The sequence below is a fragment of the Ochrobactrum chromiisoli genome, from assembly GCF_026241335.1.
Classification (GTDB): Bacteria; Pseudomonadota; Alphaproteobacteria; order Rhizobiales; family Rhizobiaceae; genus Brucella; species Brucella chromiisoli.
In genome coordinates this window covers 610,175-621,742 of record NZ_JAPHAV010000001.1, presented here as the reverse complement: position 1 = coordinate 621,742, position 11,568 = coordinate 610,175, and the positions used below count along the sequence as shown (strand labels likewise).

Below are 11,568 nucleotides of genomic sequence, written 5' to 3'. Positions count from 1 at the left end.
AATATAGATTGATAGGAGCGAGTTTAAAGCATGGACCTCGTCGGAGAAGAGAGAATCAACGCACCCCGGCAGGCCGTCTGGGATGCGCTCAATGATATTGAAACGCTGAAAAACAGCATTCCCGGCTGCGAAGATCTGGAAAGAATTTCTGAAACAGAAATCCGTGCAGCGTTGAAAGTCAGCCTCGGCGTGATCAAGGTCCGCTTCCATGGAATGCTCGAACTCTCCAACATGAAGCCACCCGCCTCCTATACGATTTCCGGGCGCGGTGAAGGCTCGATTGCAGGCTTTGCCCATGGCGACACCGATGTAACCCTGACAGAAGATGGTGATGACACGATCCTGAGCTATGTGATCCGCGGCGATGCCGGTGGCAAGATCGCCCAGCTTGGATCGAAACTTCTCGGTTCGGTCGCACGCAAGATTGCGGATCGCTTCTTTGCCAATATCGGTGCTGCGGCAGCTCAAAAAGCGCTCGATAATGCCGCTGCAAAAACGGCATAATTTCATTCCAAGATGGTATGGGGATGGATGGGAAAGCGTTTTCGCTTTGCGTCCAACTCAGATAGTCGATAATCCAACAGCATCATTAAGGCCTATCGGCATGAAACCCAGAGATACCGCAACCTATATTTTTCTTGCCATCGCATGGGGGCTTTCGTTCCTCGTGGTGCTGCGCGTGGTCGAAGCCTTCGGCTGGGTGGGTGCGGTGGCTTTCCGCTCCTTCATTGCGGCGGGAACACTGTTTGCCATTGCCAAGCTATCAGGGCGCAGCCTTGATTTTCAAGCTGGCTGGAAGCCGTTTGCCATTGTTGGCGCCACAACTGTTGCGGGCCAGCTGATTGGCCTTTCCTACGGTACACCGCTGATCGGCACGGCAATGGCTGCAATCTGTGTGGCATCAATTCCGCTTTTCTCAATGGTCATCAGCCAGTTGTGGGGGCTTGAGCGCATCACCTCACGCGGCCTGATCGGCCTGTTGCTTGGTGTGACCGGCATTGTGTTGCTGGTTGGCTTTCCCGCTGTGGCCGTGACGCCTGAATTCATCATGGGCTGCATTGCCGTGATGTTCTCGTGCTTTTCGGCGGCATTTGGCAGCAATTATGCAAGCCGCCGCCTGTCCACCACCGGCTCGTGGGAAACCACCATCGGCGCATTCGTGTTTGGCGGCATTCTCACGCTGCCGCTGATCTTCGTCATTCCTGTGCCAGCCATGCCGGGGCTGATTGATGTTGTCTTTCTGCTGATCTCTGCCTGCGTGATGAGCGCGCTCACCTATGTGCTCTATTTCAGGCTGGTCGGGAATGTCGGCCCGACAAAAGCCATCAGCGTGGAATTTGCGGTCACAGTCATTGCTGTGCTGGTTGGTGCCGTGTTCCTTAAAGAACAGCTTTCCATCATCCAGTTTGCCGGCGCTGCCGTGATCATCGCTGGCTGCGCACTGGTATTAAGCGCGCGTCCGTCGCTGCCAAAAGAAGCAGAAGCGTTTCAGGAAGCAGAAGCGACCACCGAACCAGCACCAAGTGGTCTCAAGTCCGATCCCCTCTGATTTCCATTTGAGTTCAATGTCAAAGGCCCGTGCTTCCAAAGCCGGGCCTTTGCTATTTCTGGTATGCATTTTTTCTGACGCGCATCTTTTCCGAAAACCGGCTCCCACTTTTCGGGATGCGCTGATTTGTCATAAATTGACCAGATGATAAAAAATTTGACCTTCCGTGAAAATCTGTCATCCTGTCAATAACGGGCATCACGCGACGGCAAAGATCGCAGCCCGGAACAGAGTTTACGGTGCGCAAAGGGAACCCGCGCCTGAACAAGCAAAAATGGGAGATGCGATCTATGAGATCAGCAGAGAATTCGCCTATTGATGCAATTGATAATCCGGGACACGCGAACGGGCCTGATATTCACGGCTCGCGGTTGGATAAGGCCGATTATGCGCATGTTTTCGATGATCTGCATCCGCCGCTCAACAAGCATGAAGCCCTCGTTGAATCTGACCGCTGCTATTATTGCTATGATGCGCCTTGCATGAATGCGTGTCCGACCAGCATCGATATTCCGCGTTTCATTCGCCAGATTAACACTGGCAATGCCATCGGTGCGGCGAAGACCATTCTTTCAGAGAACATTCTTGGTGGCATGTGTGCCCGCGTCTGCCCGACCGAAACGCTCTGCGAAGAAGTGTGTGTTCGCGAGACTTCGGAAGGCAAACCGGTCAAGATCGGTGAATTGCAGCGCTATGCGACCGATGTTCTGATGGAAACCGGCAATCATCCATTCAAGCGCGCACCCGACACCGGCAAGCACATCGCCATTGTTGGCGCAGGTCCGGCAGGTCTTTCTGCGGCGCACCGCCTTGCGATGCATGGCCATCAGGTGACGATTTTTGACGCGCGGCCCAAGGGCGGCGGTCTGAATGAATATGGTATTGCCGCCTATAAGACAGTCAATAATTTCGCCCAGCGCGAGCTGGAATTCGTGCTGAAAATCGGCGCTATCAATATCGAATATAACCAGACGCTCGGTCAGGACATCACGATTGAAGCCTTAAAAGCAGGCTATGATGCGGTGTTCCTCGGCATGGGGATGCCGGGGGTTAATGATCTCGGCCTTGCCGGAGAAGATGCACCGAATGTGATTGATGCGGTGGATTACATTGCCAATCTGCGTCAGGCAAAAGACCTCTCGTCGCTGCCCGTTGGCCGCAATGTCGTGGTGATCGGTGGCGGCATGACGGCGGTGGACGTTGCCATTCAGACCAAGAAGCTTGGCGCTGAAAACGTGACCATCGTTTATCGTCGCGGGCAGGAAAGCATGAATGCCAGCGCCTATGAGCAGGAACTGGCACAGATTCATGGCGTGGTGATCCGTCACTGGTTGCAACCGCATGCCCTTGAGCGGAGCGAAGACGGCACCGTCAATGCCGTTGTGTTTGAATATACCAATGCCGATAGCGGCAAGCTTTCGGGCACTGGCGAATATCTCATTCTCGAAGCCGATCAGGTATTCAAGGCTATTGGTCAGAAGTTTGAACCAGAGCCAATTGCAGGCTCAGGCATTGGACTCTCCAAAGGGCGCATCAGCGTCGATGATGAGCGTCGCACATCCGTTGAAGGGATTTGGGCGGGGGGCGACTGCGTTGCAGGTGGTCAGGATCTGACCGTTGCATCGGTGGAAGACGGCAAAGTTGCTGCCGAATCTATCCATGCAACGCTGACAAAACGTCCCGAAGCAATTGAAGGTTTTGCCGATGCGGTGCTCTCGGGCGGCGCGCTTCATGCGCCCAGCCCGTCGGCTCACCGTGACCGCAGTGTGCCTTTGGGCCAGGAACAGGGCTGAGGAGAGTAAACATGGCTGATCTTTCTACGAATTTCCTCGGTATCAAATCGCCAAACCCGTTCTGGCTGGCTTCGGCTCCACCGACCGACAAGGCTTACAATGTTGAGCGTGCTTTCAAGGCTGGCTGGGGTGGCGTGGTCTGGAAAACGCTGGGTGCCGAGGGCCCTCCGGTCGTTAACGTCAATGGTCCGCGCTATGGCGCAATCCATGGCGCTGACCGGCGTCTGCTTGGTCTTAACAATATCGAACTGATCACTGATCGTCCGCTTGAAGTGAACCTTCGCGAAATGAAGGAAGTCAAAATGCGCTGGCCCGACCGCGCATTGATCGCGTCGATCATGGTGCCATGTGAAGAAGAGGCATGGAAAGCCATTCTGCCACTGGTGGAAGAAACCGGCGCTGACGGCATCGAACTAAACTTCGGTTGTCCGCACGGCATGAGCGAACGCGGCATGGGTGCGGCTGTTGGTCAGGTGCCGGAATATGTCGGCATGGTTGTCAAATGGTGCAAGCAATATAGCCGGATGCCAGTGATCACCAAGCTGACGCCAAACATCACCGATATTCGCAAGCCAGCACGAGGCGCAAAGGCCAACGGCACAGACGCTGTGTCGCTGATCAACACGATCAATTCGATTGTCTCGGTTGATTTGGACAGCATGTCGCCTGTTCCGTCCATCGACGGACGCGGCAGCCATGGCGGCTATTGCGGACCAGCGGTCAAGCCGATTGCACTGAACATGGTGGCGGAAATTGCACGCGATCCTGAAACCTATGGTCTACCGATTTCAGGCATTGGCGGCATTACGACATGGCGCGATGCGGCTGAATTTATTGCGCTCGGCTGCGGCACCGTTCAGGTCTGTACTGCTGCCATGACCTATGGCTTCAAGGTCGTTGAGGAAATGATCGACGGTCTTTCCGACTGGATGGACAGCAAGGGTTATCAGACGCTTGATGATTTCCGCGGCATGGCTGTCGGGCATGTCAGTGACTGGCAGTACCTCAACCTCAATTATGTCACCAAGGCAAGGATTGATCAGGATTCCTGCATCAAGTGCGGTCGTTGCCACATTGCCTGCGAAGATACCTCGCATCAGGCGATCACCAATCTGGTGAATGGTGCACGGCACTTTGAAGTGATTGATGAGGAATGCGTTGGCTGCAATCTTTGCGTCAATGTCTGCCCGGTCGAGGATTGCATCACCATGGAGCAGATCGGCGACTTCGATCCGCGCACCAAGGCACCAATCCCGGCACAATATGCCAACTGGACAACCCATCCGAACAATCCGATGGCCGTCAAAGAAGCGGCCGAATAAAACAAAGACGCCGGGGGAAACCCCGGCGTTTTTTATGTTTAACGGCTGACGCGTTTGCCTTTTTCCGACTCAAACACATGGCTGGTTGCCGGATCAATCGCAATGGTCAGCACATCACCCGGACGCACTGTCAGGCGCTCGCGGAACAGGCAGGTAACCGGCTGATCGCCCAGCTTGCCCATGACCATGATTTCCGAACCTGTCGGCTCGACAATATCGACCGTAACCGGCACGCCCTGCTCGGCAATCTTCATATGTTCAGGGCGCATGCCATAAACGGCCCTGCCCGACAGACTGCCATAATCGCCATCGGGAAGCGGAATGCGGAAACCGCCATCAGCGACAAACGAACCTTCTTCGATCTTGCCGTTGACGAAGTTCATTGATGGCGAACCGATGAAGCCAGCCACAAACATATTGGCCGGACGATCATAAAGATCGAGCGGAGCACCGATTTGTTCCACCAGACCATCACGCATGACGACGATCTTATCGGCCATGGTCATGGCTTCGATCTGATCGTGGGTGACGTAGATCGTGGTGGTTTTCAGACGCTGATGCAGCCCCTTGATCTCACCGCGCATCTGCACACGCAATTTAGCGTCTAGGTTGGACAGCGGTTCGTCAAACAGAAACACCTGCGGATCGCGGACAATCGCACGGCCCATCGCCACACGCTGGCGCTGGCCACCGGAAAGCTGGCGCGGAAAGCGGTCGAGCAGCTTGTTGAGGCCGAGGATTTCCGCCGCACGGTTAACGCGGCTGTCACGTTCTTGCTTCGGCGCGTTTTTCAGCATGAGCGCGAAGCCCATATTGTCGGCCACCGTCATATGCGGATAGAGCGCATAATTCTGGAACACCATGGCGATGTCGCGTTCCTTGGCGCGCAGATCATTGACCACGCGCGGGCCGATAGCGATTTCGCCATCGCTGATTTCCTCAAGCCCTGCGATCATGCGCAGAAGCGTCGATTTTCCGCAGCCCGATGGGCCGACCAGCACGACGAATTCGCCGTCCTCAATATCAACCGACACGCCATGCAGAACGCCGACATTGCCATATTTTTTGATTGCATTTCGGATGGATACAGATGCCATCTTGAACCTCAACTCTTATTTGACGGCGCCTGCTGTCAGACCTGCAACGATCTGGCGCTGTGCGAAAACGGTTAGCAACAGGACCGGCAATGTGACCACGAGGGCAGCGGCGGCGAGCGGACCCCAGCTGACCTGTTCAAAGGACAGCATGTTGTAAACTGCGACCGGCAGGGTGCGTGTCTCGCGGCTTGCAAGTACGATGCCGAAAACGAAATTGTTCCACGAGAAGATGACCGCAAGAATAAGCGACACCACAACGCCGGGCTTGGCAATTGGCAGTGCGACTTTCATGAACACCTGCCACGAGGATGCACCATCGATTGTGGCTGCTTCTTCAAGCTCCAACGGTGTTGTCTCGAAATAACCGATCATGATCCAGATCACGATGGGAACCGTCACAACCAGATGGATGATGATCTGCGGCCAGAGCGTGCCGAGCAGTCCGAGCGTCTGGAACAAAAGGAACAGCGGGATCAGGTAAGACAGGCCCGGTGTCATACGCGCAATCATAATAACGATTGCCGACTTGTTGGCGCGCAAGCGTGCGATGCCATAGCCTGCCGGAACACCGACAATCAATGCCAGCAAAGTGGATGTGCCGGTTACGAGAATACTGTTCCAGAAATAGAGCAGAAAGTCGTTGGTTTCGAAAATCCCGCTATAGTTCGACCAGGCGATGCGGTCAGGGATCAGGATGGGCGGATAGGCGCCGTTGTCGATTTCATATTTCAGCGAAAGCGACAGCATCCAGACGAAGAAGAAGATTGCAGGCGACACAATGACAAAAACCATGAGTGCCGTGCCAAGCTTTGAAAGAATAGACTTGCGTGCCATGGTCGGTCCTCACGAGTTCCACTTGGTCCGCTGGCGCAGCGCCAGAAGGATCATCGACATGGCGATAATGACAATGAAGAACACCACGGCAATCGCCGAGCCATAGCCTATGTCATAGTAAGAGAACGCCACATTATAGAGATAGATATTGATGGTTTCCGATGCCGTACCCGGACCGCCCTGCGTCATCGCATAGATGATATCGAAGCTTTTGAGCGCATCAATTGAGCGGATGATAACGGCCACCATGATAAAGGGCAGGATCATCGGCAGCGTGATATAGCGGAACTTCTGCCAGCCGTTGGCACCGTCAATTTCCGCACTTTCAAACGGATCACGTGGCATGGAGGCAAGGCCGCCAAGCACGATCAGCATCACCAGCGGCGTCCACTGCCATGTTTCAACCAGTACCAGCGACGGGATAACCGTGCTCTGATTGAAAATCCATTCCTGTGGCGGAATACCGATCAGCGATAGAAGATAGTTCAGCACGCCAAGTTGTGGGTGATACATCATCGTCCAGACAAGGGCGACGGCCACTGGCGTTGCCATCATCGGCATCACGAAAATACCGCGCAACAGCCCGCGCATCGGCAGTTTACTATCAAAAACCAGCGCTGCAATCGTGCCTAATATCATCGGAGCAACGACCGAGAGAACCGTATAGACAACCGTGTGCCACATGGATTCCCAGAAACGCATATCGGCTGCAAGGCGCAGATAATTGTCGAAGCCAACGAAGCTCTGCTCACCGCCGAGTTGCCACTGATTGGCACTCATCCAGAGTGTAAACACCCATGGGAAAACGATCACCGCCCCGACAGTGATCAAGGCTGGAAGAACGAACGGCCAATAGCTGGGTCTGAGACGACTTTTAAAAGGCCGGGTGGCAGGAACAGCCGTTGCGGCTGCTCCTGTTTTTGCACCTATCGGGGCAGCAGATGTCATTTTCCTTCGCTCCGTGCGAGGACCGGACGGAATTCTTCCGTCGCGCGTTTCATTTCCGTTTCAGCGTCTGCACCATTCAACAGATTGGTGAGGCCCACGCCGATAATGTCGCGGAATTCCGTGACAGGCACGATGACCGGCAGGCAGAGCTGGCTGATCGGCGCTGATTTCGAGAGCGCCTCTACCCAGCCTTCCGGCATGGTGACGCCCTTGCGCACGGCTTCATCGTCAATGATCGATTTGCGGAACGGGACACCCGAACCCGACTGCAACAGACGCGCACCCATTTCTTTGGAAATGGCCCATTGGCAGTAAAGATATGCGGCTTCCTTGTTCTTGGAAGCTTCTGTGACGCCGATACCGTCGCCGGTCGTCGGTGCAGCCTGTGCATTCGGGCCTGCTGGCATGACGCCATAACCAACCTTGCCGACAACGCGCGACTTGTTCGGGTCTTCAAGCGGCGGTGCAAAGCCGATACCGTCGAGCCACATGCCAACGCGACCCTGAAGGAAGTTCGACTGGCATTCTGCCCAGTTAAAACCAGCAACTCCAGGAGGTGCTGATTTGGTCATCAGGCGCTGATAGAGCCTGGCCGCTTCAATGCCGTCCGGTGAATCCGTCTCAACATTACCATCAGCGTCCACTGACTGCTTGCCATAACCAAGCATAAGGCTGGTGAAGACCGGCGCATTGGCGTTTTTCATGCCGCGCGCAACGAAACCATAGGTTCTGGTGGACGGATCGGTCAGTGCTTCGGCGGTTGTGACCAGTTCTTCAAAGGTCTTGGGGAATTCAAGCCCCTTCTCCGCAAAGAGGTCTTTGTTCCAATAGATAATCCAGTAATCGACCGAGAATGGCAGTGCACCAAAGCGACCATTGGCATCTTTGGCAAAGGTCAGACCCGCGCTTGCAAAATCATCTTCGGTGAGCGACGCGTCGGTCAGCGTCGGGTCTTTCAAAAACGGGTTGAGATCGGCAAGCCAGCCGCCCTTTTCAAACTGACGCTTCTGAACGTGATAACTGATGTGGATGACGTCGAAACTCGGACGCCCCGAAGTCAGCTCAATCACCGCCTTCTGGCGCTGCTGTTGTTCCGGCGTCTGCTCGGAATTAACCTTGATGCCCGTCAGGTCTTCGAATTCCTTTTGATGCTTCTGAAGGAGTTCGCCACGCGGGCTTTTGATCAGATTTACTTCAAGCGTTGTTCCGGCATATTTTTTCCAGTCAACACCTGACTGGGCAAAAGACGGGCTAATGCCCGTTATGCCGGATGCAGCAATTGCTGCCGTTCCCGCCATAAACTGACGGCGTGTTGGACGTAACAGATTCATCGCTTATTCCTCCCCTGTAATGTTTGCGGCCCGGCGACTCCTCTCGCCAGACCTTGGTCTTTAAATGTGCAAAGCCAGTTTCCGTGCGTTGTTGATGTGAACGGCGATGGCATCCATGGCCGTTTGCGGGTCGCGGGTCTCAATGGCGCTCAACACAGTCAGATGCTCTTGCATAACCGGGATCACACGCCCGTTAATACGGAAACGCTCCTGATTGATCAGACGCATCTTGATTGTGTTGGTCTGGTAAGCACGCCAAATGATTTCATTATTAAGCGAGCTAACAATCGTATCATGCAGGCTCCAGTCGATATTCTGTGCCTGTTTTTCAAGCTCCGGCGTTTCACCTTCGTTCATTGCACGATTGAGCGTTTCTTCATGCTCAGCGCGCAACGAACGCAGCAATTCATCGGAAGCTGACTGGCAAAAAATCGCAACCGATTCCTTTTCGATGAAAAGGCGAAACTGAAACGCTTCGCGGATCAGATTAAGATCAATATGGGCGATCTGGAGTCCACGCTGCGGTACGGTCTTGATCAGACCTTCCGTTTCAAGACGCGGGATCAATTCGCGGATCGCACCCAGCGGCAGGCCCGTCATAGTGACGAGCTGACGCTGTGAAACGAACTGGCCCGGATGAAAATCACGCGCCAGCAAATGCTCAGTGAAGCTTTGATAAGCCTTATCGCGCAATTTTACCGGTTCTTGGTGATCGTCCGCCAAAGCCATTTCCTTTTGCTATCGACGCTTATGCCGTGATCAGGCCGCTTTTGCCATATGCAAACGGTCGAATACACTGCCAATTGCATCGAAATCCGCGTCATTCAATGAAATCAGCGGTGCGCGTACACGACGCCATTCCTTGTCGCCCGTATGACGCGCAACCATGGCCTTGACCGCTGGCGTTACCGGATAGTTCAGCAATTGCTGCACAGCACCGACCAGTTCATTGTCATCCTGACCGTCATTGACCATGCGCAGCAGGCGATCCGGGAACAGGTTTGCCATGCCGGAAATTGCGCCCTGCCCACCAAGGCGTACACCAGCTGCAAGATCACGCTCATCGCCGATCAGGATCGCAATGTCTTTATGCGCTGCAAGCAGCTTTTCCGTATAGGACCAGTTGCCGGAGGAATCTTTGACCCCGGCGATAACGCCACCAAAAGCATCACGCAGACGGGTGATGAGATCGACCGACAATTCAACCGCCGTCACCGACGGGATATTGTAAAGAATGATGCTGCGCGCATCATCGCCCAAACCCTTGAGAACTGCCGAGAACCAGTTGAACAGGCCTTCGTCGGACAGGTTTTTGAAATAGGACGGCGGCGCCAGAAGAATGGCCTTGCAACCGCGACGCAGCGCATCAGCGGATTGAAGCACGGCATCCGCAACCGAATTTTCCATGACGCCGACGACGATGTTTGCAGCCGAAAAACCATCCGCGATGAAAGCATCAAGCAGCGCTGCGCGTTCAGCATCGGCAATCGACGAACCTTCGCCGGTGGTGCCAAACAGAGTGACGCTCGAGCAGCCGCTGTCGAGGCGGGCGCGGGCGTGCCTTAGGGCACGGCTGACATCGATTTTGCCGTCAGCATCGAATGGTGTGGTAAGTGCCGCAGAGAGGCCAAAGCGCTCCTGCCCAGAATGATTATGTGCCAAAACTGGCTCCTCCCAAATTTGAACTGTAAGTTGGCACATACTAACATGTTAGTAAATAGTCAATTCGGGTTCAGTGCGTGTTTGTATGTTTTTTTTGAAGAGCTTGACGGCTTACTGGGCCGGAACAATGCCGCTTTCGATGAAAGAAAGCACCTGCTTATAGTCTGGTGAACCAGCGCGGCCACCAAAGCGAGCGCATTTAATGGCGGCGCTCGCATTAGCAAATCGGATCATGTCGGTGATCCCTTTGCCATCAACCAGACCATGGGCGAAAGCACCATGAAAGACATCGCCCGCGGCCAGCGTGTCGATTGCTTTCACCTTAAAGCCCGGCACATGGGAAACGGGCTTGCCTGCTCTTTCCGTCCAGTAGCAGCCGTCTGGGCCAGCGGTGACAGAGGTGAAAACATCATAGCGGCTGGCCAAAATGTTCACACATTCGCGCAAATCCGTCGTGTCGGTCACGCTGATCGCAGCGGGTTCTGATGCAACAATATGCGTTGCAAGCGGAAGCAGCTTTTCCAGAAGCTCGACAGGTGCGGTATCGGCATCAAGGATCGCTGGAATCCCTGCATCGCGAGCCGCTCGAAGGGCTGTTTCAGCCGCCCATGGCCAGCGCACATCGGTCATTACAGCGGCGTAGGCGCCAGCTGCAATCGGCGGAATCTGATCCGACGGGCTTGCAAGTGCCGGGTCATAAAATGGCACAATGATGCGCTCGCCGTTTGCATCGACAAGAATTGAGGAAAACGCCGTGCGCACGCCTTCCAGCCGACGGATATAAGAGCAATCGATGCCTTCGGCTTCAAGCTCTGCGATGGCGCGCTCACCCACCGGATCAACTCCGGCAGAAGCCCAAAGCGCCACATCCCCACCAAGCCGGGCAATCGCGGCTGCGGCACTCGAAGCCATGCCAGCGGCGATCTCGACCGCTTCACGCGGCAGATATTTACCTGCCGCGTGTGGAAGTTCATCAAGGCGCAGAATGGTGTCCATGGTGAGGGCACCAACGCAGAGAATTTTGGACGTCAT

General features: G+C 54.8%; 11 protein-coding genes. 4 read left to right on the top strand and 7 right to left on the bottom strand.

Annotated elements, in window-relative coordinates:
- Positions 1-30 precede the first annotated feature (30 nt).
- From OPR82_RS02945 to preA, 4 genes are all read left to right on the top strand, one after another.
- Positions 31-504 carry an SRPBCC family protein gene (locus OPR82_RS02945; protein ID WP_265982928.1) on the top strand — a complete coding sequence of 158 codons (474 nt, stop codon included), beginning with the start codon at positions 31-33 and terminating at the stop codon, positions 502-504.
- 100 nt (positions 505-604) lie between these two features.
- On the top strand, positions 605-1,549 hold the full coding sequence (locus OPR82_RS02940; RefSeq protein WP_265982926.1) for a DMT family transporter: 945 nt from the start codon (positions 605-607) through the stop codon (positions 1,547-1,549).
- A 281-nt stretch (positions 1,550-1,830) separates the two neighbouring features.
- Positions 1,831-3,342 carry an NAD(P)-dependent oxidoreductase gene (locus tag OPR82_RS02935; RefSeq protein WP_265982924.1) on the top strand — a complete coding sequence of 504 codons (1,512 nt, stop codon included), beginning with the start codon at positions 1,831-1,833 and terminating at the stop codon, positions 3,340-3,342.
- A gap of 11 nt (positions 3,343-3,353) precedes the next feature.
- Positions 3,354-4,664 (top strand): NAD-dependent dihydropyrimidine dehydrogenase subunit PreA, encoded by a 1,311-nt coding sequence (preA, locus tag OPR82_RS02930; protein WP_140020200.1) that lies wholly within the window; start codon positions 3,354-3,356, stop codon positions 4,662-4,664.
- Between the two features lie 38 nt (positions 4,665-4,702).
- Here the strand turns inward: preA and OPR82_RS02925 are convergent, their stop codons facing one another.
- The 7 genes from OPR82_RS02925 to OPR82_RS02895 form a co-directional block, all read right to left on the bottom strand.
- Positions 4,703-5,761 (bottom strand): ABC transporter ATP-binding protein, encoded by a 1,059-nt coding sequence (locus OPR82_RS02925; RefSeq protein ID WP_265982921.1) that lies wholly within the window; start codon positions 5,759-5,761, stop codon positions 4,703-4,705.
- A 15-nt stretch (positions 5,762-5,776) separates the two neighbouring features.
- Entirely contained in the window at positions 5,777-6,595 is an 819-nt protein-coding gene (locus tag OPR82_RS02920; protein ID WP_265982920.1) for a carbohydrate ABC transporter permease, read from the bottom strand.
- A 9-nt stretch (positions 6,596-6,604) separates the two neighbouring features.
- Complete coding sequence (locus OPR82_RS02915; protein WP_265982919.1) at positions 6,605-7,543, bottom strand: carbohydrate ABC transporter permease; 939 nt, start codon at positions 7,541-7,543, stop codon at positions 6,605-6,607.
- On the bottom strand, positions 7,540-8,874 hold the full coding sequence (locus OPR82_RS02910) for an ABC transporter substrate-binding protein (RefSeq protein WP_265982917.1): 1,335 nt from the start codon (positions 8,872-8,874) through the stop codon (positions 7,540-7,542). Before OPR82_RS02910 ends, OPR82_RS02915 begins: the two co-directional genes overlap by 4 nt.
- A gap of 60 nt (positions 8,875-8,934) precedes the next feature.
- Complete coding sequence (locus OPR82_RS02905; protein ID WP_265983839.1) at positions 8,935-9,597, bottom strand: GntR family transcriptional regulator; 663 nt, start codon at positions 9,595-9,597, stop codon at positions 8,935-8,937.
- A 36-nt stretch (positions 9,598-9,633) separates the two neighbouring features.
- Positions 9,634-10,536 (bottom strand): dihydrodipicolinate synthase family protein, encoded by a 903-nt coding sequence (locus tag OPR82_RS02900; protein ID WP_265982914.1) that lies wholly within the window; start codon positions 10,534-10,536, stop codon positions 9,634-9,636.
- A gap of 111 nt (positions 10,537-10,647) precedes the next feature.
- Complete coding sequence (locus OPR82_RS02895; RefSeq protein ID WP_265982912.1) at positions 10,648-11,568, bottom strand: PfkB family carbohydrate kinase; 921 nt, start codon at positions 11,566-11,568, stop codon at positions 10,648-10,650.

What these genes read in the sequence shown, in the direction of transcription:
- OPR82_RS02945 (WP_265982928.1), top strand. Translation starts at nt 31, where the DNA reads ATGGACCTCGTCGGAGAAGAGAGAATCAACGCACCCCGGCAGGCCGTC.
- OPR82_RS02940 (WP_265982926.1), top strand. Translation starts at nt 605, where the DNA reads ATGAAACCCAGAGATACCGCAACCTATATTTTTCTTGCCATCGCATGG.
- OPR82_RS02935 (WP_265982924.1), top strand. Translation starts at nt 1,831, where the DNA reads ATGCGATCTATGAGATCAGCAGAGAATTCGCCTATTGATGCAATTGAT.
- preA (WP_140020200.1), top strand. Translation starts at nt 3,354, where the DNA reads ATGGCTGATCTTTCTACGAATTTCCTCGGTATCAAATCGCCAAACCCG.
- OPR82_RS02925 (WP_265982921.1), bottom strand. Translation starts at nt 5,761, where the DNA reads ATGGCATCTGTATCCATCCGAAATGCAATCAAAAAATATGGCAATGTC.
- OPR82_RS02920 (WP_265982920.1), bottom strand. Translation starts at nt 6,595, where the DNA reads ATGGCACGCAAGTCTATTCTTTCAAAGCTTGGCACGGCACTCATGGTT.
- OPR82_RS02915 (WP_265982919.1), bottom strand. Translation starts at nt 7,543, where the DNA reads ATGACATCTGCTGCCCCGATAGGTGCAAAAACAGGAGCAGCCGCAACG.
- OPR82_RS02910 (WP_265982917.1), bottom strand. Translation starts at nt 8,874, where the DNA reads ATGAATCTGTTACGTCCAACACGCCGTCAGTTTATGGCGGGAACGGCA.
- OPR82_RS02895 (WP_265982912.1), bottom strand. Translation starts at nt 11,568, where the DNA reads ATGACGTCCAAAATTCTCTGCGTTGGTGCCCTCACCATGGACACCATT.